Source organism: Nocardia sp. NPDC004278 (genome assembly GCF_053602975.1).
Genome location: NZ_JBSGEQ010000044.1, coordinates 26439 through 49972, shown reverse-complemented (window position 1 = coordinate 49972; position 23534 = coordinate 26439). Strand labels below are relative to the sequence as shown.

Genomic DNA, 23534 nt, shown 5'->3' with positions numbered 1-23534 from the left:
TCGGACGCCGGACATACCGATTCGCGTCGGTGCGAGTCGGTACGGTCAGCGATATGAACAGGTACGCGGCGCTACTGCGCGGGATCATGCCCACCAACCCCAATATGAAGGGGGAGAAACTGCGCGGGGTGTTCGAGGGGCTCGGGTTCGAGCAGGTCGCGACGGTATTGGCGAGCGGCAATGTGGTCTTCCGCGGCGCGGACGGCGATATCGCGAAGTTGGAGGACCGCATTCAGGACGCGCTCAACAGCGAACTCGGGATCCCGGGCGGCACCATCGTGCGCACCTACGATGAGCTGCGCGACCTGCTCGATACCGACCCGTTCCCGGGCCTGACCCACGGCCGCGGAACCTACCTCATCGCGACCTTCTTCAAGCAGGATCCATCGAACGTCGCCAAGGAGCTGCGCAAGCACGCCGAACCGGGCGTCCAGATCGTCGGCTACGACTCCGCCGCCCGCGCCGTCCTCGCGGTCATCGATAACACCGAACCCCGCACCCCGGACTTCATGGCCTGGCTGGAGAAGACCTACGGCAAGGACATCACCACCCGCACCTGGCTGACCGTGCAGAAGATCGTCAAGAAGCTGGAGTCTTGATCCTCGCGCCCAGTCCTCTGCGCGCCGCGTCCAGCAGCGCGGGATTTCCGTGCGTGGCGCACTCCGTCCCCGTCCCCGGCTCGCGGTTTCGCGGGCTGGGTCGTCCGCTTCTTGACGGGATCTTCATTGCGAAGCCCGTGCGTCACCGGCAAACGCCAAGAGTCCCAATGCCTTTGCGTCCGCTCGACCCGCCACTCGATTGTCGAGGGCAGCCGGAAGGCTACTTCGGATCGCGCTCCGGGAGGGGGCGTTCGATAATGGTCGGGCGGCCGAGTGGATTGCGGACGCGGCGTTTGGCCGAGGAGTAGACCAGGGCGGTTTCGGCGGCGACCACATCCCAGGCGAAATCGGCGGTGAGGCGCTCGCGGGCCGCGTAGGCGCGGTCCTGGGCGGCGGCCGGATCGTCGAGGGTGGCGCGCACGGCCTCGACAATGCCGTCGACATCCGCGGGTTCGAAGGATGCGCCGGTGACGCCGTCGATAACGGCCTCGCCGAGTCCGCCAGCGGTGGAGGTGACCAGCGGGGTGCCCGCTGCGGCGGCCTCGAGGGCAACGATGCCGAACGGTTCGTAGCGGCTGGGCAGCACGATGGCGTCGGCGCCGTGCAGCCAGCCGAGCAGTTCCTCGTGACCGAGCTGCCCCACGAAGTTGACCGCGCGCGCGACCCGGTGCACGCGGGCGCGCTCGCGCAGCCATTCGAACTGGGTGCCGATGCCCGCGATGGTCAGCGTGGTGCCGGGGTGGGCGCGGCGGATGCGCGGCAGCGCGGCGATCGCATCCTGCACACCCTTTTCGTACTCGAGCCGACCCACATAGAGCAGGCGCGGTGGACCGGTGCGCGGGGCGCGCGGCCGAAAGGTCCACGCGCCGACATCGATTCCATTGCGGATCACCGTCATCGGAATGCGCTCGGGTCCGTAGAGGCGTTCCACCTCGTCCTGCATCGAGGTCGAGCAGGTGATCAGCGCGTCGGATTCATTGGCGAGCCACCACTCGACCGAATGCACCTGCTTGTTGACCCGGCCCGAGACCCAGCCGCTGTGCCGCCCGGCCTCGGTGGCGTGAATGGTCGATACGAGTGGCACGTCGTAGTACTCGGCGAGTGCGATCGACGGGTGCGCGACCAGCCAGTCGTGGGCATGGACGACATCCGGAATCCAGCCGTCGCCGATGCCGGGTTTGCCGAGCGCGACACCGGCACGCACCATCGCGTGGCCCATGGCCAGCGTCCAGGCCAGCATGTCCTCGCCGAAGTCGAAGCATGGCGGATCCTCCGCGACCGCGACCACCAGCACGCCATCGGCGATGAACGAGTGGGTGGGGTGGGTCGAGGAGTCGGTGCCGGAGGGGCGGCGGGCGAGCACGACCACTTCATGGCCCGCCGTTGCCAATTCGACTGCCAGGTGATGCACATGGCGGCCCAGCCCACCGACCACTACCGGTGGGTACTCCCACGACACCATCAAGATCTTCATGAATGTCCTTCTCGAGCGGAGTCTCGGTCCGCGATCGCCAGCCGTCGTGCGTCCAAACTCGGGAAGAATCCGTCGGCCGCCCCCCATCCTGCCGCCAACTGGTGCGTTTTGGCGACTTGACCCGCGCCGACGGCGGCCGCGATTTCCCGTACCGCATGCGCGTGCCGGTGCGCGCGATCGCGTGCGTAACCCGCCGCGGAGTCCTTGCTGACCATGAAGGCCCAGTCGCTGGAGACGGTGAGAATGGCCTCGCGCAACAGCTGATCGGCAACCGGATCGCGCAGTGCGACACCGCCGTCCGCGGCCCGCATCTTGTCCACCGTATCGAGGGCGAGGCGCACGATTTCGTCATTGAGTTCCACCAGGTCCTTGACCTGGTCACCGGCCCAGACCCGCCAGTCCTTACCCGAACCCCAGGACGAATCGGCCAATGGCACCGGTTCCCCGACGAATCCGCGCGCGCGTGCATCGGCCAAGGTCCCGACCGTGACGCCCGCCTCGGGCAGGGCCCGCAACACCTGGGCCAGCCACTGCGGACCCTCATGCCACCAGTGCCCGAAGAGTTCGGTATCGAAGGCGGCGACCACCAGGGCCGGACGGCCGATGCGCGCGGATTCGGCGATCAGGCGCTCGCGCACGGTTTGCACGAAATCCTCGACATCGCGGACCAGCGCCGCGGCTGCCAGCTCCGGGTCATAGGGCGCCTTGTCCGGACCGGCCACGGTTTTGCCGGTGACCCGGGCCGGCTTGAGACCCGTCGCGTGGTCATAGTGATGAAAGTCACGGTAGGCGCTCTGGCCTGGATAGCCGGATTTGGGTGACCAAACCCGATAGCTCACATGCAGATCCCGCCCGAAGGCCAGCACGTCCGATTCGCGGACCGGGCGGCCCAGGGTGGTGTCGCCGCGCAGTGCGGGGCCATCGACCATGAAATGAGTCACACCCGCGGCGGCGTAGCCGAGCTCCATGCCGGGGGTGTAACCACATTCGGGTGCCCAGATTCCGGCGGGGGTATGGCCCCAGCGATGCTGGGCGTCGGACAGGCCCTCGCTCAGCTGGAAGGCGCGCAGTCGCGGATCGAGCAGCGGCTGGAACGGGTGCGCGAGCGGACCGCCGAGCAGTTCGATGGCTTCGGCGTCGATGAGCTGACGCCATACCGGGGCCGCGCCGTGACGCCAATGCCGTTCGAATTCCGCCAGCGCCGCAGCGGCCAGCCGATGTTCGTGTCTGCCGAGTGCGATATTGCCCGCCAGCGCAGCCTCGTCGGCGCGCAACTGCCAGTTGCCGAGCCAATGGTGCATGCCGGCAAGACAGTGTGGGTCGTCCAGCTGGGCGGCCAGCACCGGCGTGATGCCGAGGCTGAGCAGATGTGAACGGCCTTCCGCGGCAAGGGTTCTCAGCACCTCGACAACGGGAAGGTAAGAGGCGGCCCAGGATTGGTAGAGCCATTCCTCGCCGACCGGCCAGCGGCCGTGGTGCGCCAGCCAGGGCAGATGGGAATGCAGGACCAGGGTGAACTGGCCGGGAACAGCCTTACTGGTCACGGCTTCACCGCGATGGCGACCAGATCGAGGCTCGCATCGATCTCCTCGGTGCGCAGTGCGAAATCGTCGATGGTGACCGCGGCGACGTCGGCGGTCAGCTCGGCGGGCCACGGCTCACCGGCCAGCGCGCGCTCGATCTGGGCATCGATGAACGAGCCACCGTGCTTGGCGTCCAATGCTTTCAGGGTCGGGCCGTGGTGCACACCGGTCATCAGTGTGACCCGGAAACCGGCGTCGACCAGCAGTTCGGTGAGTTCGTCGGCATTGAGTTCCCGGGTGTGGAACGGGTTGAGCGGGGTATCGCGGCCGGGGGAGAAGGTGATCCGGTTGGGCGTGCTGATCAGCAGTTCGCCGCCGGGACGCAGCACCCGCAGGCATTCCCGAATGAACTGGCCCTGGTCCCAAAGGTGTTCGATCACTTGGAAATTCACCACGACATCGACCGATTCGGCATCGAGCGGCAGTTCGGCGAGATTGCCCTGGGTCATCTCGACGCGCGGGTAGCGCGCGCGTACGTGCGCGACCGCGCTGGTGTCGTAGTCCAAGCCGATCACCCTGGTGGCCACGTCGGCGATCATGTTCGCGCCGTAACCCTCACCGGATCCGGCCTCCAGCACCGTCTTTCCCGTGCAGTGTTCGAGCAGTCGGGCGTAGACGATCTCGTGCCGACGGAACCAGTAGTTCTCCTCGGCGATGCCGGGTACGGTCCGCTCGCCGGTCAGCGGCAACGGCTCCACGGCCGACTCGGGAGTAATGCCCGGGGTAGGGCCCACTGCGGCAGGGATCACAGCCTCGCTCATCGCTCCGACGTTACTGGTACGGCGGCCGCACATTATCGCCAGGACCACCGTTGTGAGAGAGAAGCGACTAAGTTACCCATGAGTAACTTAACGTAGGGTAGTGTCACGCCCTGAGCTACAAACAAGGACGTACGGCCGAGCTCGTGCGACCACCACACACGTGTAACCAGAACAGGAGGTCGACGAAGACCGATGCCGAACATCGTCGTACTCATCAAGCAGGTTCCCGACACCTGGTCCGAGCGCAAGCTGACCGACGGTGACTTCACCCTCGACCGCGAGGCCGCCGACGCCGTCCTCGACGAGATCAACGAGCGTGCCGTCGAAGAGGCGCTGCTGATCAAGGAGGCCCAGGGCGGCGAGGTCACCGTACTGGCCGCCGGTCCGGACCGTGCCACCGAGGCCATCCGCAAGGCGCTGTCCATGGGTGCCGACAAGGCTATCCACATCAACGATCCGGCCATTCACGGCTCCGACGCCGTGCAGACCGCGTGGGTGCTGGCCAGCGCGCTCGGCCAGGTCGAAGGTGTCGAGCTGGTCATCGCGGGCAATGAGGCCACCGATGGTCGCTCCGGTGCGGTGCCCGCGATCATCGCCGAATACCTGGGCCTGCCGCAGCTGACGCACCTGCGCAAGCTGACCGTCGACGGCAGCAAGGTCACCGGCGAGCGGGAGACCGACGAGGGCGTGTTCAAGCTGGAGGCCACCCTCCCGGCCATCGTCAGCGTCACCGAGAAGATCAACGAGCCGCGCTTCCCGTCCTTCAAGGGCATCATGGCCGCGAAGAAGAAGGAAGTGCAGACCTTCACGCTGGCCGACCTGGGCGTCGACCCGTCGACCGTCGGTGTCGCCAACGCGGGCACCGCCGTCACCGCGGCCACCCCGAAGCCCCCGCGCACCGCGGGCGAGAAGATCGCGGACGAGGGCGACGGCGGCACCAAGATCGCCGCGTACCTGGTCGGTCAGAAGATCATCTGATCCCGCCCGAGACTGCTTAGGAGAGAACACAAATGGCAGAAGTACTTGTGCTCGTCGAGCACGCCGACGGTGCGATCAAGAAGGTCAGCACCGAACTGCTCACGGCCGCGAGCGCACTCGGTGAGCCCGCCGCCGTCGTGACCGGCCCGGCCGGTACCGGTGAGAAGCTGGCCGACGCGCTGGCCGCCGCCGGTGCCGCGAAGATCTACATCGCCGAATCCGACGATGTGGACAACTTCCTGGTGACCCCGAAGGTCGACGTGCTCGCCGGTCTGGTCGAGTCGGTCGCCCCGGCCGCCGTGATCGTCGCCGCCACCGCCGAGGGCAAGGAGGTGTCGGGCCGCCTCGCCGCGCGCGTCGGCTCCGGCCTGCTCGTCGATGTCATCGACATCAAGTCCGACGGCTCGGTCGTGCACTCCATCTTCGGTGGTGCGTTCACTGTCGATGCCAAGGCCACCGGCGACGTGCCGGTGATCTCGGTGCGCCCCGGCGCCATCGAGGCCACGGCCGCGGCCGGTGCGGGTGAGAAGGTGACCGTCGAGGTGCCCGCGCAGGAAGAGGGCGTCGTGAAGGTGATCTCCCGCGAGCCGGTCGTCGGTGGCGACCGTCCGGAACTCACCGAGGCGAGCATTGTCGTCTCCGGTGGTCGCGGTGTCGGTTCCGCCGACAACTTCGCGGTCGTCGAGGCGCTGGCCGATTCGCTCGGTGCCGCCGTCGGCGCCTCGCGTGCCGCCGTCGACTCGGGCTACTACCCGGGCCAGTTCCAGGTCGGTCAGACCGGTAAGACGGTCTCCCCGCAGCTCTACATCGCCCTCGGCATCTCTGGCGCCATCCAGCACCGGGCGGGCATGCAGACCTCGAAGACCATCGTCGCGGTCAACAAGGACGAAGAGGCCCCGATCTTCGAGATCGCGGACTACGGCATCGTCGGCGACCTGTTCAATGTCGCCCCGCAGCTGACCGAGGCGGTCAAGGCGCACAAGGGCTAGGCTCTCCCGCCTCTCCGCGTATTCAGGCGGGCCGGTCGGGCGCGGTGTGAGTCGCGTTCCCGGCCTGCGGGATATCGGTTGGCCGGTGCCCGGTGAGTTACCCCTGACTCGCCAAATCTGTTGTTGCGTAATGCAGCAACAGATTTGGCGAGTCTTTTTGCGTTCTCGGGTCAGCGCGAACCGCCGCGTGGGTGGGATAACCTGCGAGTATGGCTGTTCCTACGACTCGGATGCTGGTGCTCGCGGTGGTGCGGCTGCTGCAGCCGGTGCACGGTTATGACGTTCGGCGCGAGTTGTTGTCGTGGCACGCCGATGAATGGGCGAATGTGAAGCCCGGATCGATATACGGGGCACTGAATACGCTGCAGCGCGAGAAGCTCATCGAGGTGGAGGGCGTCGGGCAGGCGGGGGCGCGCCCGGAGCGGACCAGCTATCGCCTGACCGTCGAGGGGGAGAAGGTTTTCGGCGATATGGTGCGCGAGGCGGTGTGGAGCTCCGAGCAGCCGAAGAACCCGTATTTCGCGGCGGTGTCGCTGCTGCCGCATCTGCCGCGCGATGAGGTCATCGCGGCAATGCGCGGGCGCATTCTGAAATTCGAATCGGATCTGGTCTTCCTGGAGCGCGAGGAGCAGCGGATTCTCGCGGGCACCGGCAATCCGGCCGAGACCGAACCGCACCATGTCGCCGATGGCATGCGGCTGGCCGCCGACCATGTCCGCGCGGATCTGACCTGGACGCGCAAGACCCTGGAGCGGATCGAGAGCGGTGAGCTGGATGTGTGGACGAACTGGTCGCGGGTGGACGGTGGGCCGATGACCGTCAAATGACGCCCACGCCCGTTGGTCAAGCCTGAATAGTAAAGCTTGACTATTTGATCGATCGTTCCTACCGTTGTTCAGGTGGAAACGATCGACTCCGTTCGTGCACGCACCAGCACCTCGGTGATCCGGGTGCGCGGGCTGTCGCGAACCTTTGAAACCAAAACCGGTCCCGTACAAGCGGTTACGGGCGTCGACTTCGATGTGTACGAGGGCGAGATCCTCGGTCTGCTCGGGCCCAACGGCGCGGGTAAGAGCACGACGCTGCGAATGCTCAGCACGCTCATCGCCCCGACTGCGGGCGAGGCCGTCATCTCCGGCGCGGATCTGGTGGCCGAGCAGCGGACCGTGCGTTCGCGCATCGGCTACGTCGCGCAGGGTGGCATGACCAATGACGATGCCCTGGTCATCGACGAATTGGTGCTACAGGCCAGGCTTTTCGGGTTGAGCAAGGCGCAGGCCGGGCACAATGCGGAAGAGCTGCTGGTGGCGCTCGACCTGGACGGACTCGGAGGGCGCAAATGCGGCCAACTCTCCGGCGGTCAGCGCCGCCGGGTGGATATCGCTCTCGGCCTGGTGCACGGACCGAACCTCATCTACCTCGACGAACCGACCAGCGGCCTCGATCCGCAGAGCCGGGCCAATCTGTGGGAGCACATCGAGCGCCTGCGGACGCGGGGCACCACGGTCGTGCTCACCACCCACTACCTGGACGAGGCCGACGCGCTGTGCGACCGCCTGCTGATCATGGACCACGGCGGCATCGTCGCCGAGGGCTCACCCGACGAACTCAAGCGGCGCATCTCCGGTGATGTGGTGAGCTTCGAAATAGATAACGGCCATGCCGATCTCGCGCTCGAGGTCGCGCAATCGGTGCTCCAGGTGCGCTCGGTGGTGCGCTCGGCGGACATCGGCGCCGACCGGATCGGTACCGGGCTGGTGCATCTCACGGTGGATCGCGGCGATACCGCCGTCGTCCCCCTACTGCGTGCCATGGACGAGCGCGGTCTCGTGCCCGGTGCGCTCACTGTCAAACGTCCCAGCCTCGACGATGTCTTCCTGACCATCACGGGGCGTTCGCTGCGGGAGGCGAGTCACTCATGAGGTTCATGCGCGAGACCGGGCTGATCTTCTGGTCCCAGTTGCGGGCCAATCTGCGAAATCCGGTGTGGGTCTTGATCGGTCTGTCCCAGCCGGTGTTGTATCTGGTGCTGTTCGGGCCGCTGGTCAAGGGGATCGCGCCGGCGCTGGGGTCGGATTCCGACCCGTGGGCGTTGCTCACACCGGCGCTGGTCATCCAGACCGGACTGTTCGGCGCGATCTATGTCGGGTTCGGCATCGTTGCCGAGTTGCGCGCGGGTGTCATCGAACGACAGCGGGTCACTCCGGCGAGCCGCGGTGCACTGCTGACCGGACGGGTACTCAAGGATATGGTCGTGCTGGTCGTGCAGGCGCTGGTACTCGTGGGAGTTGCCATGGCGGCCTTCGGAGTTCGGCCGGATCCGCTCGGACTGGTGCTGTCGGTGCTGTTGATCGCGGTGATGGCCGCCGGTCTGGCCGCGGCATCGTATGCGCTCGGGCTGTGGGCCAAGTCCGAGGATGTGCTCGCCTCGGTGCTCAATAGCCTCGCGGTGCCGCTGATGCTGCTCTCGGGCATCCTGCTGCCGCTGAGCGTCGGGCCGGGCTGGCTGCGCACCATCGGGAAGGTGAATCCGTTCTCGCACACTGTCGATGCGGCCAGGGCGCTGTTCCGCGGTGACTTCGGTGCCTCCGAGGTGTACCTCGGGACCGGACTCACCCTGGTGGTCGCGGCGGTGGCGATGGTGATCGGCGCGCGCGGCTTCACCCGCGAAAATGCTTGACCTGTTTGCAGATCGACCGGTAGGCGCATGAGATCCGTTACCGCGATGCGGCAGCGGATCTCAGCGTCGGTGCAGGCCGGAGAGCAGGGTGGTCAGAATCGGGGAGCGGCGGGTGTCGCTGCGCAGGACAGCCGAGACCGGAATCCGTAGTCGGTGTTCGGCCAGTCGCAGCACCACCAGGCCCTCGGTCGGGCTGTCGGCGTAGAGCACCGTCCAGGCGTCGGGTCGGTTGATCAGCTCCATGGTCGCGGTGTGGTCCGGCGGAATCGGCGGACCGAAGGTCGGGCCGGCGGCCAGATCGGCGAAGGCGGCGCGAATCACGGTGTGCAGCAGGACCTGTTCCTGCTCGGGCGGGAGCAGGAGGGGGTAGGGGCTCAGATCCGCCAGCGTCACCTGTTCCCGGATGGCCAGCGGATGGGCGGCCGAGGTGGCGATGACGAGGTCCTCGACCCACAGCTTCTCCACGGCGAGGCCGGGCTCTTCGACGCTGCCGCGAATGAGTGCGAGATCGCAGTCGCCGTCGGCCACCGCGGTGATCCGCTGACGGAACGGTTTGATGACGAATTCGATTTCGGCATCCGGATGCGCGGCGCGCGCACCGGCGATCGCGGACAGGGATCGGGTCGCGAAGGACATATTGGCGGCCAGCCGGATCCGGTGACCGGAAGTGCGCACGGTCGCCCGGATGGCCGATTCCAGGCTCAGCATCTGTTTAGCCAGCGGAAGTAGCCGCATGGTCGCGTCGGTCGGCACGACGGCCCTGGTCGAACGCTCGAAGAGGGCCACCCCGAGGTCGCGTTCCAGCCGGGCGATCTGATGGCTGATCGCCGATTGCGAGATATAACAGCGGGCCGCGGCCCTGCTGAAACTCAGCTCCTCGCATACCGCGACGAAGTAGGCGAGCTGGCGAAGCTCCACGTCATCCTCAATTCATGAGCGATCCAGATAAGAGTCATCTCTATTATGCGCCTGAACACCTGAAATATCTGCGGTTCGAATGACGGTTGGTAATGAGAGAAGGAGGCTGTCATGGAAGACGCAGATGTTGTCATCATTGGATCGGGATTCGGGGGGCTTGCCGCCGCAAAGCAGCTGGCCAAATCGGGTATCAAGTACGTTCTCATCTCGAGCACTCCGGAGCATCTCTTCCAGCCATTGCTCTATCAGGTCGCGACAGGTGTGCTGGCCTCCGGCGAGATCGCGCCGCCGATCGCCTCGGTGCTGCGCAGGCATAGGGAAGCCGATGTCCGGCTCGGCAAGGTGGTCGCCATTGATGCCGACAACGCGGTGATCACCTATGAGCACGAGGGCGAGCACACCCAGATCCGCTACGGCTCGCTGATCGCCGCCACCGGCGCCTCGCAGTCGTACTTCGGCCGCGACGATTTCGCCGATAAGACGTTCTCGCTCAAAACGATCGACGACGCCAAGCTGTTGCGCGCACAGATCGAGCGCGTCTTCGCCGAGGCCGCTGGCGCGGATGAGGAAACCCGCCAGCGGCTGCTGAGCTTTGTCGTGGTCGGTGCGGGCGCGACCGGTGTCGAGGTCGCCGGGCAGCTGAAGGAACTCGCGAAACGGTATTACCACCAAGAGGTTTCGGTGACGCTGGTCGAGGGCGCCGGCGAGGTGCTGCCGCCCTTCGGTGGCGGGCTGTCGGAGTACGCGAAGGGATCGCTGACCAAGAGCGGTGTCGAGGTGCTGCTCGGCACCTTCGTTACCGATATCGAACTCGGCAAGGTGACCGTCAAGGGTAAGGACGGCGTCGAGCGCCGGATCGCCGCCGAGACCGTCGTATGGTCGGCGGGTGTGCAGGCGGGCGGGTTCGCGAAGCTCCTGGCCGAGGCCACCGGCTGCGAAACCGACCGGGCCGGAAGGCTTTTGATCAATCCCGACCTGACCGTGGGCGGGCACGCCGATATCTACGCCATCGGCGATATGACCTCGCTCAACGGCTACCCGGGACAGTCGCCGGTCGCCATGCAGGAGGGCAGGCACGCCGCCGACATCATTCGCCGCAAGAAGCTGCCCGGCACCGCCTTCCGATACTGGGACAAGGGCAGCATGGCGGTGATCAGCCGCTTCAGCGCGGTGGTGAAGCTCAACGAGCACATCACCTTCCGTGGGGTGATCGCCTGGACCATGTGGCTCGCGGTGCATCTGCTGTACCTGGTCGGATTCCGCAATCGCTTCGCCGCGGTGGCCTCGTGGTTGGTCGCCTTCATCGGCAGCGGACGTCCCGGCTTCGATGAGGTGGATGCGGCGCGGGAGCCGGTGCGCGTGCCGGAGCGCGACGCCGCTTGATCCATCTCGAAAGGGTTGCCGATCAGGCAAAAGGCGGCGATAGCGCAGCGGATGCGGGAACGCATTGCGACGGTTCGGTGAACGCTCGGTGTGATGATCATCTCGTTCACCGAACCGGCATCGCGGCGACACTTCGAGGTCGCTCCGGCGCTGTTTCGGGCTGGCTTCATCACGGATATGACTATTTCGTCCGTGTTGACAGCCCCGGCTCGACCGACGGACTCCGGGGCGGAACGGTCTCGGTATTCCCTGGTCGTTTCCTCCGATGCGGAGCACCGGCTGGCCGCCCAGCGGCTGCGCTACGGCGTCTTCGCCACCGAGCCCGGCTTCCAGATCGCCGATAACGGAACCGGTCTGGACGCGGACCGGTTCGACGAGCATTGCGATCACCTGCTGGTCCGCGATGACCGCACCGAGGAGTTCGTCGGCTGCTACCGAATGTTGCCGCCGGACAAGGTGAACGCCGCGGGCGGCTACTACACGGCCACCGAATTCGATCTGGCCCAACTGGATCCGGTGGGCAACCGGATCGTGGAGATGGGGCGCGCCTGCGTGGTGCCCGACCACCGCAACGGCTCGGTGCTCACTCTTATGTGGGCGGGCATCCTGCACTACATCCAGCTCACCGGATACGAGTGGGTGATGGGATGCGTCTCGGTGCCGATGCAGGACACCCCCGCCGACCCGGCCGGGGTGAATGTGCGTGGGGTGCGGGATATGCTGCTCGGCCGCCACGGATCCGATCCCGAGCGGCGGGTGCACCCCTACAACCCGGTGGTCGTCGACGGACTGACGCTGGACGAAATGACCCCGCCCGCACGCCCGAAGCTGCCGCCGCTGCTGCGCGGCTATCTGCGCCTCGGCGCGGAGATCTGCGGCGAACCGGCGCATGATCCGGATTTCGCGGTCGCCGACTTCGTCGCACTGCTCGGCCTGGACACCATCAACACCCGCTACCTCAACCGATTACAGGACGCCGCAAACACACTCGACGGGGGACGGTGAGGTAGATGGTGTTCGACGCGCCGCCCGCACAGAGCACCGCGCACTCGTGGATGCCGTCGAGTCCCTGTGGGCCCGGCTGCATCGATCCGGTGGATGAGATCGGTACCGCACGGGTCATCGGCCGACTACTCGGCGTGGCCGGGCTGCTGGTCAGCTTTCCGGTCGTCAATATCGTCACACCGCGTGGCCGGCGCGAACAGCTGCAGCGGCGCTATGCGCGAACCGTGCTGAGCTGTCTCGGGATTCGGTTGCGTGTGGTGGACAACCGTGGCGTCGGTCGAGCCGATGCCGGGCAGTCGGCCGATGCGCGCTTCAGCGAACCGGGTGAAGGTCTGCTGATCGTGGCCGGACATATCGGCTGGACCGATGTCGTCGTCATGGCCGCGGTGCAGCCGCTCGGCTTCGTGGCGCGCGCCGATATGGTCGATTGGCCGTTGCTCGGTGGTCTGGCGAAGCTGATGCGGGTCATCCCGATCGAACGCGAACGGCTGCGCGAACTGCCCGGTGTGGTGGCGAGCATCGGTGAACGGCTGGCATCGGGCGATCGGATCGCGGTCTTCCCCGAGGGCACCACCTGGTGCGGCCGCGCCTACGGCACCATGCGGCCCGCGCTCTTCCAAGCCGCCGTGGACACCGCGACGTCGGTGCAGCCGGTGCGGCTGCGCTACCTGGACGCGCACGGTACGCAGTCGACGATTCCGGGATTCGTCGGCGACGATTCCTTCGGCACCTCGGCGAAGCGGGTGCTGCGCTCGCGCGGCATGGTGGCCGAAGTGGTGCTCGCGCCGGTTGAATATCCGGGACTCGACCGGCGCGACCTGGCTCGTCGCTGTGAACAGGCCGTACGTGGTGCGGACCGGTCGCGCCACGGCGCCATCGAGGCCTCGGAGTGGATCGAGGCAACGGCCACCCGAGTGCAGGATCCGGAGTCGGCCGAGACGCGGGCCACACCGGCCGTGCGGCGGCCGTCGCGGCTGCGACCGTTCCGTCGCTCCGGCCGCCGAGCCACGGGTCACCAGGAGACCGAAGGGACGACGGCAGCCCCGGCCTGATCGCGGTTTCGCTGACATCGACCTGCTTCCACGGTGCGGCACCGGACCCGCGCCGGACCGAGGCGATCGAGCTCATCCGGACAGCCGGACGGCACCTGGCGCCAAGCCGGCAGGCACCCGGGGCGCGTGTGGTTCGAGGTCGACGCACCGGCTGGTGAGCCATCGAAGTGGCTGACGTTGTTCGGGACCCGAGTCCTCCGGGCGACACGGCCAGCGAAAAACATGATGAAGATCCGCGGATGCAATGGGACACTACGGCTTCCAACCCGACGATCTGGACGGCCGGTGGGGCAACTCGCGACCGTCGAAGTGTCGCGGTAGCCGTTGAGAATTGGCGGGACCGATTAATTAGGCGAAGTGGTCCCGTCTGATCTCATGTGGCGCCGCTCTCGGCCCGCATATCGTCCCGATTGAAAGCCCGGAGGTATCCGATGCCCGCAGACAGACCCGTCCGTCCGACCGGACGAGGAACCCCGACCGTAGTCCGGCTGCTGGTGCTCGCGACCTTCGTGGTGATTCTGAACGAAACCATCATGATCAACGCGATTCCGCGGCTGATGGCCGACCTCGAGGTGACCGAACGCACCGCGCAGTGGGTGTCGACCGCGTTCATGCTCACCATGGCGGCGGTCATCCCGGTCACCGGATGGTTCCTGCAGCGGGTCACCACTCGCCGGGCCTACACGATCGCGATGGGTGTGTTCATCGCGGGCACAGCGCTTTCCGCCGTGGCCCCGTCGTTCACGGTGCTGCTGCTCGGACGGATCGTCCAGGCTGGTGGTACCGCGGTGATGATGCCGTTGCTGATGACCACCCTGATGACGGTGGTCCCCGAACAGGACCGCGGCCGGGTCATGGGCAATGTCACCCTCGCCATCTCGGTTGCCCCGGCCATGGGGCCGGTCCTGTCCGGTGTGGTACTCCAAGTCGGTTCGTGGCGTTGGCTTTTCGGGCTGGTGCTGCCGATTGCCGCGGTGGTCACCTGGCTGGGCCTGCGCAAACTGGACAATATCGGCGAACCGCAGACCGGCGCGCTCGACTGGTCCAGCGTGGCATTCGCCGCGGTCGGATTCGGCGGCCTGGTGTACGGGCTCAGCCGGTTCGAGACCCACAATGTCGCGACACCCGCGGTGATCGTCGTCACCGGACTGGCGCTCATCGGTGTCTTCGCGGCCCGTCAGCTGCGACTGCAGCGCACCGGAGCCCCGCTGCTGGATCTGCGCATCCTGCTGTTCGGCACCTATACCAAGGCGCTGATCCTGATGTCGGTCGCGTTCATGGCGATGCTCGGATCGATGATCCTGCTGCCGCTGTACCTGCAGAATCTGCGCGGCCTGTCGGCACTGCAGACCGGACTGCTCGTCATGCCGGGCGGACTGGCGATGGGGCTGCTCGGCCCGACTGTCGGGCGGCTGTTCGACCGGTTCGGCGGGCGAGTACTGGTGATTCCCGGTTCGATCGGTGTCGCGGCCGCACTCGCCGGGTTCACCCGGATATCGATGACCATGCCGTACTGGCAGCTGCTGATCCTGCACATCCTGATGATGGTGTCGCTGGCTGCGGCCTTCACCCCGGTCTTCACGCTCGGACTCGGGGCGCTCCCGCAGCACCTGTACTCACATGGCAGCTCCATGCTCGGCACACTGCAGCAGGTGGCCGCGGCCTTCGGCACCGCCCTGGTGGTGACGGTGATGTCGGCCCGCAGCAGCGCGCTGGTGGCGGACGGAGCGGATCCGATCACCGCACACCTCGACGGCATGCGCCTGGCATTCGCCATCTCCGCCGCCATGGCCCTGATCGTCATCGTGATGGCAGTGCTGCTGCCGAGCCGATCCAGCGCACCACAGGACGCGGATGGCACCGAGACGCCGACCCCCGAGCTGATGAAGAGCTGATCGTCCCACCGGACGGCACGCCTCGCCGCTCACACCGCTGCCGACAGTGCGTCGGCAGCGGTGTCGGCCACGGCGAACACGCCGATGGCACAGTTGGTTACGCCGGGCGCGCCGTCGGCTCGTCGGTCACTGCGATCGGGCGGGAATAATGGCGAAACCCCGACGGCTATCCTTTACTGGTCATGAAGTCGGCTTTTTCGGGTCCGGTCCACGGTGCGCCCAAGACGGTCTACCTCGATCATGCGGCGACCACCCCGATGGTGCCTGCCGCGATCGAGGCGATGACGGCTGCCCTCGGGATGACGGGCAATGCCTCCTCACTGCACGGTTCGGGGCGCACGGCACGGCGGATGCTGGAGGAGGCGCGCGAATCGATTGCCGCCGATCTGGGCGCCCGGCCGTCGGAGGTGATCTTCACCTCGGGTGGGACCGAGAGCGACAATCTGGCGATCAAGGGCATCTACTGGGCGCGCCGCGCCGCCGACCCGCGCCGGACCAGGATCATCGCGGGGTCGACCGAACATCACGCGGTTATCGACGCAGTCGAGTGGCTGGAACAGCATGAGGGCGCACAGGTGACCTGGCTGCCGGTGGACACCGACGGTGTCGTATCGCCGCGGGTATTGCGTGCGGCGCTGGCCGAGCATGCCGACGAGGTCACGCTGGTGAGCATCATGTGGGCCAATAACGAGGTGGGCACCATCGCCCCGATCGTCGAATTGGCCATGGTGGCACAGGAATTCGGCGTGCCGATGCACAGCGACGCGATCCAGGCCGCCGCGCAGCTGCCGATCGACTTCGCGGCGAGTGCGCTGTCGGCCGCGAGTTTCGCCGGGCACAAGGTCGGTGGACCGCACGGTGTCGGTGTGCTGGTGCTCGGCCGGCAGGTGCCGTGTGTGCCGCTGCTGCACGGCGGCGGGCACGAACGCGATCTGCGCTCGGGGACCTCCGATACCGCCGCGGCCGTCGGACTGGCCACCGCATTGCGCCATACCGTGGCCGAGTTGCCCACGCGCACACCGGAATTGACCGTGCTGCGGGATGATTTGATCGCGGGTATCCGCACGGCCGTTCCGGATGCGGTACTGAGCGGTCCGGTCGGGGAGCGGCGACTGCCGGGCAATGTGCACTTCACTTTTCCCGGCTGCGAAGGTGATTCGCTGCTGATGCTGCTGGACGCCGCCGGAATCGAATGTTCGACCGGATCGGCCTGCAACGCGGGCGTGGCCGCCCCCAGCCATGTGCTGATCGCCATGGGCGTGGAACCGTGGCAGGCGCGCGGTTCGCTGCGCTTCTCGCTGGGGCACACCTCGACGCGCGCCGATGTGGACGCGGTGCTGAATGTATTGCCCCGGATTGTGGAACGGGCCAGGGCCGCGGGTCTGGCCGGTGCGAAGGGAGGTGTCTGATGCGGGTACTCGCCGCGATGAGTGGTGGTGTGGACTCGGCAGTGGCGGCGGCACGTGCCGTCGACGCGGGTCATGAGGTGGTCGGCGTGCATCTGGCGCTGTCGGCGACACCGGGCACGCTGCGCACCGGTTCGCGTGGTTGCTGCTCCAAGGAGGACGCCGGTGACGCCCGGCGGGCCGCCGATGTGCTCGGCATCCCCTTCTATGTATGGGATTTCGCCGATCGCTTCAAGGAAGACGTGATCGACGATTTCGTCGCCGCGTACGCGGCCGGTGAGACGCCGAATCCGTGTCTGCGCTGCAACGAGAAGATCAAGTTCTCGGCCCTCGCCGATCGTGCGGTGGCACTCGGCTTCGACGCCGTGGTCACCGGACATTACGCGCGGCTCGAGGACGGTGTGCTGCGCCGGGCCGTCGACGCCGATAAGGACCAGTCCTATGTGCTCGCGGTGCTGACCGCGCAGCAGCTGTCGCGGGCCATGTTCCCGGTGGGCGACACCCCGAAGCCGCAGATCCGCGCGGAGGCCGCCGAGCGCGGGCTCGCGGTGGCGAATAAGCCCGACAGCCATGACATCTGCTTCATCCCCTCCGGTGATACCCGCGCCTTCCTCGGCGCGAAGATCGGCATTCGGCCGGGTGCGGTGGTCGACGCCGACGGCCAGGTGCTCGGGGATCACGAAGGCGTGCACGGATTCACGATCGGCCAGCGCAAGGGGCTCGGCCTGCCCGGTCCCGGCGCCGACGGCAAACCGCGCTATGTCACCGACATCGATCCCGACTCCGGCACCGTTCGCGTTGGCTCCGTCGAGGACCTGCAGGTGTGGACCGTTCAGGCCGACCGTGCGATCTGGACCTCCGGCTCCGCGCCCGAGGGGTCGATCGAATGCGTTGCGCAGGTGCGCGCACACGGCGGCACCGCACCGGCCATTGCCGAGGCGGACGGCGACGGACTGATCGTGCGGCTGCGCGAGCCGCTGACCGGTGTGGCCCGTGGTCAGGCCGTGGTGCTGTATCGCCCGGATGTCCTGGGCGATCAGGTGATCGGCAGCGGCACCATCACCGACACCTCGCGTGCGGTGCCCGACTCGGTCAGCGCGGGCGTGAGCACTGCCAAGTGAGCGGTGCCTACATCGGGCGGCGCGGCAAGCGAGATCGGTCCACCCTCCTCGTCATTTCGGCGCAGACCGGGATCCACCACACAATGGGGTGTACACCCCGCATAGGGGCAGCGCAGTGAGCGAAATTGCCAGGGAATCGGGCGAACTCGAGGCGAAGGCACCCGTCCGTATCCCCGGCGGGATCGCGATGGCCGTCGGGTCCTGGCCGGGTACCGATCCGCGCGAGGCCGCGGCCACCATCATCGGTGAGTTGCCGGAACTGCCGCATCTGGTCGAACTGCCCGGGCGCGGTACGGGTTCGGACATGATCGGCCGCGTCTCCGCGCTGCTGGTCGATATGCGGTTCGACACCACGACGCGTGGCTATCGGCTGGTGTCCCGGCCCGGTGCGGTATCGCGGCGCGCTCGCGATCTGCTCAGGTCGGACCTCGACGCGCTCGAAGAGGCGTGGGAGACAGCGGGTTCGGCCGGTGCCGGGCGCACGGTCAAACTGCAGGCCGCCGGTCCGCTCACCCTCGCGGCTCAGCTGGAATTGCCCGGCGGTCACCGCGTACTCACCGATTCCGGCGCGGTGCGCGATATTTCGGAATCCCTTGCCGAAGGCCTGGACCGGCACGCGAGCGAGGTGCGCAAGCGCCTCGGCGCGGAAGTCGTTCTGCAACTGGATGAACCGTCGCTGGCCGAGGTACTGAACGGCTCGCTCCGCGGCGTCAGCGTCCTCGATACCGTGCGCGCAGTACCCGAACCGGAAGCACTCGCCGTCCTGGATGCGGTCATCACCGCACAATCGGCTCCGGTCCTTGTCCACAGCTGCGCCGAGTCGGCCGCACTGTCCTTCCTGCGCGCCAGCGCGGCCGCCGCCGTCGGCTTCGATATGTCCACCATCGCCACCCGCGATCTGGACGATATCGGTGAAATCCTCGATACCGGAAAACAAGTGGTGCTCGGCCTCGTCCCGACCACTCGGCCCGCCAAACCACCGACCTGGCGCGATATCGCCGAGCCCGGCGTCCGCCTGATCGACCGCCTCGGCCTGCGCCGCTCGACCCTCGCCACCCAGATCCTCGTCGCCCCCGCCTGCGGTCTGGCCGGTGCTCCACTGGACTGGGCCCGCGCGGCCCTGCGCCTGTGCACCGAGGTGGCCCGCGCCTACGCCGAAGAACCCGAATCGCTCGACTTCACCTGATGCCGGGCGCGCCGCAATCCGTGCGATGAGTCCGCCGCGACGTGCGGGAATGTGGCGGCTGGATGTCAGTGGGCTCGGCTAATGTGCGATGGGTGAGTGACAGCGACATTGTGGCGGAGCCAGCGACCGCGGAGCAGCGAGTGGAGTGGCGGCGGCTCGCGGACGAGGTTCGTGAGCATCAGTTCCGGTACTACGTCCGGGACGCGCCGATCATCTCCGACGGCGAGTTCGACAAGCTGCTGCGGCAACTGCAGGCACTGGAGGACGCGCACCCGGATCTGCGCGCACCCGATTCGCCGACGCAGCTGGTCGGCGGCGGATTCGCGACGGATTTCACCGCCGTGGACCACCTGGAGCGGATGCTGTCGCTGGACAATGTGTTCGACTTCGACGAGCTGCGCACCTGGGCGAGCCGGGTGGAGGCGGAGACCGGATCGAATCTGCACTATCTGTGCGAGGTGAAGATCGATGGCGTCGCGCTGAACCTCGTCTATGAAAACGGGCGGCTGGTGCGCGGTGCGACGCGCGGCGACGGGCGCACCGGCGAGGACGTCACGCTCAACGCGCGCACCATCGAGGACATCCCGGGCGAGCTCACGCCGTCGGAGGAGTTCGCGATCCCCGAACTGCTCGAGGTGCGCGGCGAGGTCTATTTCCGGCTGGAGGATTTCGAGACGCTCAATGCCGCGATCGTGGCCGAGGGCAAACCGCCGTACGCGAATCCGCGCAATACCGCGGCGGGTTCGCTGCGGCAGAAGGATCCCGCGGTCACCGCGCGGCGTCGGCTGCGGATGATCTGCCACGGCTTCGGCCGCATCGAGGGCTACAGCCCGACCTCACAGCATGAGGCCTACCGCGCCCTGGCCGCCTGGGGTCTGCCGGTCTCCGAGCATACGAAGCTGGTACAGGGCATCGACGCGGTGATCGAGCGCGTCAACTACTGGGGCGAGCACCGCCACGATATCGAGCACGAGATCGACGGTCAGGTGATCAAGGTCGACGAGATGGCGCTGCAACGGCGTCTCGGTTCCACCTCACGCGCTCCGCGCTGGGCGATCGCCTATAAGTACCCGCCGGAGGAGGCGACGACCAAGCTGCTCGGCATCGAGGTGAATGTCGGCCGCACCGGCCGGGTCACCCCGTTCGCAGTGATGGAGCCGGTCTCCATCGCGGGTTCCACGGTCGCGCGGGCCACTTTGCACAATGCCTCCGAGGTGAAGCGCAAGGGTGTGCTGATCGGTGACACCGTCACCATCCGCAAGGCGGGCGACGTCATCCCGGAGGTGCTCGGCCCGGTGGTGGACGCGCGCACCGGCGACGAGCGCGAATTCGTCATGCCGACGCAGTGTCCCGAATGCGGTGCGGAGCTGGCGCCGGAGAAGGAGAGCGACGTCGATATCCGCTGCCCCAATGGGCAGTTCTGCCCGGGGCAGCGGCGGGAGCGATTGTTCTACATCGCGAGCCGTCGGGTCTTCGATATCGAGGCGCTCGGCTATGAGGGTGCGGTGGACCTGCTGCGTTCGAGCGCGATCACCGATGAGGGCGATCTGTTCGACCTCGATGAGGCGCGGCTGCTGACCACCTCGCTGTACGCGAATATGGACGGCACCCTGTCCGCGAACGGCAAGCGACTATTGGAGAACCTGCAGGCCGCCAAGGACCGCCCGCTGTGGCGAGCGTTGGTCGGCCTGTCCATCCGGCACGTCGGTCCGACCGCCGCCCGTGCGCTCGCCGCGGAATTCGCCAGCATGGACCGCATCGAACAAGCATCGGCCGAGGAACTCGGCGCCGCCGACGGGGTCGGTCCGACCATTGCGAACGCGGTGGTGGACTGGTTCACCGTCGACTGGCATCGCGCGATTGTCGACAAGTGGCGCGCGGCGGGCGTGCGCATGGCCGATGAGCGCGACGAGTCCATCGAGCGGACGCTCGAGGGCCTATCGATCGTGGTGACCGGTTCGCTGGAAGGGTTTTCCCGCGACGGTGCCAAGGAGGCGATCCTGGTGCGTGGCGGCAAGGCCGCGGGCTCGGTATCCAAGAAGACCGCGTTCGTGGTGATCGGAGAGTCGCCGGGATCCAAGGCCGCGAAGGCGGAGGAACTGGGCGTGCCGATCCTCGACGAGGCCGGATTCCGCCTCCTGCTCGAGCAGGGCCCAGAGGCGGTAGCACCGGATACCGCCGAGGGAGACGCCGAAGCGGAGGAATAGGGCGGCTCCTCGGGAAGGGGGGATACGCCGTCGGCGAACGGCGCTTGACCTGAACCCAGCTCGAGGTATCACGATCGACTGGTAGGCAACTATCAGGAGATTCGATATGACTCACCGCTCTACCGCTCTGATCACCGGTGCTTCGGCGGGATTCGGTCTGGCTCTTGCGCGTTCGCTCATTGCGCGCGGCTGGCGGGTGATCGGCACCGCCCGCCGCGCCGATCGCCTCGAACGGGTGGAGTCCGAACTCGGCGAAGCCTTTCTCGCGGTGCCCGGCGATATCACCGATCCGGCGCATCGTGCCGAACTGGCCGAGATCGCCGCTGGGTTCGGACATCTCGACCTGCTCGTGAACAATGCGAGCAGGCTCGGGCCGAGTCCGATGCCGCGGCTGGCCGACTATCCGCTCAACGAGCTCGAGTTGGTGTACCGCACCAATGTCATTGCCCCGCTCGCGGTTCTGCAATTCGCGCTGCCGCTGCTCGGCGCCGACGGTGTCGCGGTGAACATCAGCTCCGACGCGGGCGTCGAACCGTATCCGAATTGGGGCGGTTACGGCTCCTCGAAGGCGGCGCTCGACCAGCTCACCGCCATTCTGGGCGCCGAATATCCGGACCAGTCGATCTACGCCTTCGATCCCGGCGATATGCGCACCGAAATGCACCAGGCCGCATTTCCCGGCGACGATATCTCCGATCGCCCGGAGCCCGAGACCGTGGTGCCCGCGCTTCTGCGACTGATCGAGCAGCGACCGAAGAACGGCCGCTACACTGTGGCCGATTTCACCGCGGGGGTCGCCAGATGAACTCGGCATCGACGGGTGGGCCAGCGGCGCTGAACGAATGGCCCGACATACTGCCGCCCGAGCGCAATGCCATTGCCCCGCCGGAGGCACGCGGTCTGGCCCGCGACGAGGTCCGGATGCTGGTGGCGGCGGATCGCCTCACCCACACCATATTCCGCGAGCTCCCACAGCAGTTGAATGCGGGTGACCTGGTGGTGGTGAACAATTCGTCGACCCTGGCCGCCGCGGTCGACGGCGTACTCGACGGCACGCCGGTCACGCTGCATCTGTCCACCTGGCTCAACGCGCTGGTCGAGGCGGAGACGGAGACCAGTGGTCCACCGGATACCTTCGGCGGCTGCGACGGGCTCTGGGTGGTGGAGGTGCGCACCCGCGAACGCACGCCGTATGGCGGTGATCTGTACGCAGGCAATGAGATCCAAATGCCGGACGGCGCCACGGCCACCCTCCGCGAACCCTGGCTACCGGGTGCGCGCCGACTCTGGATCGCCGAACTCAGCGCGGATCCCACCTGGCTGCTGGCCACCCACGGCTATCCGATCACCTATTCATATGTGCCACAGCGTTGGTCGCCGTCCTACTACACGACAGTGTTCGGCCGGATCCCGGGCAGTGCCGAAATGCCGAGTGCGGGACGCCCGTTCACCCAAGCGCTGGTGCTCGATCTGGTGACCGCCGGTGTGGCGGTCGCACCGATCACCCTGCACACCGGGGTCTCCTCGCCCGAGGCGGGCGAACCGCCGAGTCCGGAGCGCTTCGCGGTACCGGCGACGACTGCACGTCTGGTGAACGACACCAGGGCGGCGGGCGGCCGCATTATCGCGGTCGGCACCACGGTGACCCGAGCATTGGAGACGACCGCCGATCACAACGGCATCGTGCACCCGGCCCGCGGATGGACCGAACTTGTCCTGGGAATGCAACGGCCCGCCCGAGTGGTCGACGGCATCATTACCGGATGGCACGCTCCCGGCGCGTCACATCTGGATCTGCTCGTCGCGGTCGCGGGCGAGACAAGCGTGCACGAGGCCTACGCCACCGCTCTCGATACCGGCTATCTCTGGCACGAGTTCGGCGACAGCGCGCTGTTGTTCGGACCTAGGAGGGCGTAATGGTCACGGTGGAGTCGAGCTGGCCGCCGACCGTGACCCGGCCGCACTGACCATTGCTGAGATCGAGATGGTCGGTCCTGGTCTTGGTCCGGGTCTTCTGGATGGTGGTGTCGACAGTGACGTCGACCTTGCCCACCGAGCAGACCTTCACGAGCGCGGGTGATCCGGTGAAGCTGTAGGTGCCGCCACCCTGGCAGGTATTGGTCTCATCGTGGAAGAAGATCCGCGCCGAACCGTCCGGACACGGTGCCTCGGCGGCGGCCTGCGGTGGGCCGAGTACGACCAGCGGGCCGAGTGCGAGAGCGGCAGCGACGGAGCTGCGGGCCACAAGACGACGAACCGTCAGTTCCATCGTTAACCATCCTCATCAGGGTCCAGCG

At 67.1% G+C, this 23534-nt stretch carries 21 protein-coding genes; 16 read left to right on the top strand and 5 right to left on the bottom strand.

The annotated features are described in order from the left end of the window. The first annotated feature begins 53 nt into the window (after positions 1-53). Positions 54-599, top strand: a complete 546-nt coding sequence (locus ACWEO2_RS38700) for a DUF1697 domain-containing protein (RefSeq protein WP_354955811.1) — start codon at positions 54-56, stop codon at positions 597-599. A gap of 220 nt (positions 600-819) precedes the next feature. Here the strand turns inward: ACWEO2_RS38700 and ACWEO2_RS38695 are convergent, their stop codons facing one another. The 3 genes from ACWEO2_RS38695 to ACWEO2_RS38685 are packed head-to-tail and all read right to left on the bottom strand — an operon-like array spanning position 820 to position 4417. Then, positions 820-2073, bottom strand: coding sequence for a glycosyltransferase family 4 protein (locus ACWEO2_RS38695; RefSeq protein WP_452409904.1), 1254 nt, complete (start codon positions 2071-2073; stop codon positions 820-822). Further along, on the bottom strand, positions 2070-3617 hold the full coding sequence (locus ACWEO2_RS38690; RefSeq protein WP_452409903.1) for a 1,4-alpha-glucan branching protein domain-containing protein: 1548 nt from the start codon (positions 3615-3617) through the stop codon (positions 2070-2072). Before ACWEO2_RS38690 ends, ACWEO2_RS38695 begins: the two co-directional genes overlap by 4 nt. Further along, entirely contained in the window at positions 3614-4417 is an 804-nt protein-coding gene (locus ACWEO2_RS38685; RefSeq protein ID WP_452409902.1) for a class I SAM-dependent methyltransferase, read from the bottom strand. Before ACWEO2_RS38685 ends, ACWEO2_RS38690 begins: the two co-directional genes overlap by 4 nt. A 192-nt stretch (positions 4418-4609) precedes the next feature. Between ACWEO2_RS38685 and ACWEO2_RS38680 the strand changes: the two genes are divergently transcribed. The 5 genes from ACWEO2_RS38680 (at position 4610) to ACWEO2_RS38660 (ending at position 9064) form a co-directional block, all read left to right on the top strand. Continuing rightward, complete coding sequence (locus ACWEO2_RS38680) at positions 4610-5395, top strand: electron transfer flavoprotein subunit beta/FixA family protein (RefSeq protein ID WP_355189343.1); 786 nt, start codon at positions 4610-4612, stop codon at positions 5393-5395. Positions 5396-5427: 32 nt separating this feature from the next. Further along, positions 5428-6384, top strand: coding sequence for an electron transfer flavoprotein subunit alpha/FixB family protein (locus ACWEO2_RS38675; protein WP_452409901.1), 957 nt, complete (start codon positions 5428-5430; stop codon positions 6382-6384). Between the two features lie 209 nt (positions 6385-6593). Next, complete coding sequence (locus tag ACWEO2_RS38670) at positions 6594-7211, top strand: PadR family transcriptional regulator (protein WP_452409900.1); 618 nt, start codon at positions 6594-6596, stop codon at positions 7209-7211. 72 nt (positions 7212-7283) lie between these two features. Then, on the top strand, positions 7284-8306 hold the full coding sequence (locus tag ACWEO2_RS38665) for an ATP-binding cassette domain-containing protein (RefSeq protein ID WP_452409899.1): 1023 nt from the start codon (positions 7284-7286) through the stop codon (positions 8304-8306). Then, positions 8303-9064: an ABC transporter permease gene (locus tag ACWEO2_RS38660; RefSeq protein ID WP_452409898.1), complete on the top strand. Its 762-nt coding sequence runs from the start codon at positions 8303-8305 to the stop codon at positions 9062-9064. The genes ACWEO2_RS38665 and ACWEO2_RS38660 overlap by 4 nt, the downstream gene beginning before the upstream one ends. A gap of 60 nt (positions 9065-9124) precedes the next feature. Here the strand turns inward: ACWEO2_RS38660 and ACWEO2_RS38655 are convergent, their stop codons facing one another. Continuing rightward, on the bottom strand, positions 9125-9982 hold the full coding sequence (locus ACWEO2_RS38655; RefSeq protein WP_354955793.1) for a LysR family transcriptional regulator: 858 nt from the start codon (positions 9980-9982) through the stop codon (positions 9125-9127). 111 nt (positions 9983-10093) lie between these two features. Here ACWEO2_RS38655 and ACWEO2_RS38650 point away from each other — a divergent pair, with 111 nt between their 5' ends. The 10 genes from ACWEO2_RS38650 (at position 10094) to ACWEO2_RS38605 (ending at position 23154) form a co-directional block, all read left to right on the top strand. Next, positions 10094-11365: an NAD(P)/FAD-dependent oxidoreductase gene (locus ACWEO2_RS38650; protein ID WP_452409897.1), complete on the top strand. Its 1272-nt coding sequence runs from the start codon at positions 10094-10096 to the stop codon at positions 11363-11365. 177 nt (positions 11366-11542) lie between these two features. Further along, positions 11543-12370, top strand: coding sequence for a GNAT family N-acetyltransferase (locus ACWEO2_RS38645; protein WP_354955789.1), 828 nt, complete (start codon positions 11543-11545; stop codon positions 12368-12370). 5 nt (positions 12371-12375) lie between these two features. Continuing rightward, positions 12376-13422, top strand: coding sequence for a lysophospholipid acyltransferase family protein (locus ACWEO2_RS38640; RefSeq protein ID WP_452409896.1), 1047 nt, complete (start codon positions 12376-12378; stop codon positions 13420-13422). 431 nt (positions 13423-13853) lie between these two features. After that, the gene (locus ACWEO2_RS38635) at positions 13854-15317 is read left to right on the top strand and encodes an MDR family MFS transporter (RefSeq protein WP_452409895.1); all 1464 of its coding nucleotides are present in this window, start codon (positions 13854-13856) and stop codon (positions 15315-15317) included. A 182-nt stretch (positions 15318-15499) separates the two neighbouring features. Next, a complete protein-coding gene (locus ACWEO2_RS38630) occupies positions 15500-16726 on the top strand; it encodes a cysteine desulfurase family protein (RefSeq protein WP_452409894.1) in 1227 nt (408 codons plus the stop codon). Continuing rightward, on the top strand, positions 16726-17844 hold the full coding sequence (mnmA, locus tag ACWEO2_RS38625) for a tRNA 2-thiouridine(34) synthase MnmA (RefSeq protein ID WP_452409893.1): 1119 nt from the start codon (positions 16726-16728) through the stop codon (positions 17842-17844). Before ACWEO2_RS38630 ends, mnmA begins: the two co-directional genes overlap by 1 nt. Before the next feature lie 187 nt (positions 17845-18031). Next, entirely contained in the window at positions 18032-19030 is a 999-nt protein-coding gene (locus ACWEO2_RS38620; RefSeq protein WP_452409911.1) for a methionine synthase, read from the top strand. Between the two features lie 92 nt (positions 19031-19122). Further along, positions 19123-21237, top strand: coding sequence for an NAD-dependent DNA ligase LigA (gene ligA / locus ACWEO2_RS38615; protein WP_452409892.1), 2115 nt, complete (start codon positions 19123-19125; stop codon positions 21235-21237). Positions 21238-21343: 106 nt separating this feature from the next. After that, positions 21344-22042, top strand: a complete 699-nt coding sequence (locus ACWEO2_RS38610) for an SDR family oxidoreductase (protein WP_452409891.1) — start codon at positions 21344-21346, stop codon at positions 22040-22042. Next, entirely contained in the window at positions 22039-23154 is a 1116-nt protein-coding gene (locus tag ACWEO2_RS38605) for an S-adenosylmethionine:tRNA ribosyltransferase-isomerase (RefSeq protein WP_452409890.1), read from the top strand. The genes ACWEO2_RS38610 and ACWEO2_RS38605 overlap by 4 nt, the downstream gene beginning before the upstream one ends. Here ACWEO2_RS38605 and ACWEO2_RS38600 read toward each other — a convergent pair. Next, on the bottom strand, positions 23141-23506 hold the full coding sequence (locus tag ACWEO2_RS38600) for a hypothetical protein (protein ID WP_355189380.1): 366 nt from the start codon (positions 23504-23506) through the stop codon (positions 23141-23143). The two genes, ACWEO2_RS38605 and ACWEO2_RS38600, sit on opposite strands and share 14 nt — an antisense overlap. Positions 23507-23534 lie beyond the last annotated feature (28 nt).

Bases quoted from the DNA above. Each gene is read 5' to 3' on its own strand.
- ACWEO2_RS38700 (WP_354955811.1), top strand. From the start codon at position 54: ATGAACAGGTACGCGGCGCTACTGCGCGGGATCATGCCCACCAACCCC.
- ACWEO2_RS38695 (WP_452409904.1), bottom strand. From the start codon at position 2,073: ATGAAGATCTTGATGGTGTCGTGGGAGTACCCACCGGTAGTGGTCGGT.
- ACWEO2_RS38685 (WP_452409902.1), bottom strand. From the start codon at position 4,417: ATGAGCGAGGCTGTGATCCCTGCCGCAGTGGGCCCTACCCCGGGCATT.
- ACWEO2_RS38680 (WP_355189343.1), top strand. From the start codon at position 4,610: ATGCCGAACATCGTCGTACTCATCAAGCAGGTTCCCGACACCTGGTCC.
- ACWEO2_RS38675 (WP_452409901.1), top strand. From the start codon at position 5,428: ATGGCAGAAGTACTTGTGCTCGTCGAGCACGCCGACGGTGCGATCAAG.
- ACWEO2_RS38670 (WP_452409900.1), top strand. From the start codon at position 6,594: ATGGCTGTTCCTACGACTCGGATGCTGGTGCTCGCGGTGGTGCGGCTG.
- ACWEO2_RS38660 (WP_452409898.1), top strand. From the start codon at position 8,303: ATGAGGTTCATGCGCGAGACCGGGCTGATCTTCTGGTCCCAGTTGCGG.
- ACWEO2_RS38650 (WP_452409897.1), top strand. From the start codon at position 10,094: ATGGAAGACGCAGATGTTGTCATCATTGGATCGGGATTCGGGGGGCTT.
- ACWEO2_RS38645 (WP_354955789.1), top strand. From the start codon at position 11,543: ATGACTATTTCGTCCGTGTTGACAGCCCCGGCTCGACCGACGGACTCC.
- ACWEO2_RS38640 (WP_452409896.1), top strand. From the start codon at position 12,376: ATGGTGTTCGACGCGCCGCCCGCACAGAGCACCGCGCACTCGTGGATG.
- ACWEO2_RS38635 (WP_452409895.1), top strand. From the start codon at position 13,854: ATGCCCGCAGACAGACCCGTCCGTCCGACCGGACGAGGAACCCCGACC.
- ACWEO2_RS38630 (WP_452409894.1), top strand. From the start codon at position 15,500: ATGAAGTCGGCTTTTTCGGGTCCGGTCCACGGTGCGCCCAAGACGGTC.
- mnmA (WP_452409893.1), top strand. From the start codon at position 16,726: ATGCGGGTACTCGCCGCGATGAGTGGTGGTGTGGACTCGGCAGTGGCG.
- ACWEO2_RS38620 (WP_452409911.1), top strand. From the start codon at position 18,032: ATGGCCGTCGGGTCCTGGCCGGGTACCGATCCGCGCGAGGCCGCGGCC.
- ACWEO2_RS38610 (WP_452409891.1), top strand. From the start codon at position 21,344: ATGACTCACCGCTCTACCGCTCTGATCACCGGTGCTTCGGCGGGATTC.
- ACWEO2_RS38605 (WP_452409890.1), top strand. From the start codon at position 22,039: ATGAACTCGGCATCGACGGGTGGGCCAGCGGCGCTGAACGAATGGCCC.
- ACWEO2_RS38600 (WP_355189380.1), bottom strand. From the start codon at position 23,506: ATGGAACTGACGGTTCGTCGTCTTGTGGCCCGCAGCTCCGTCGCTGCC.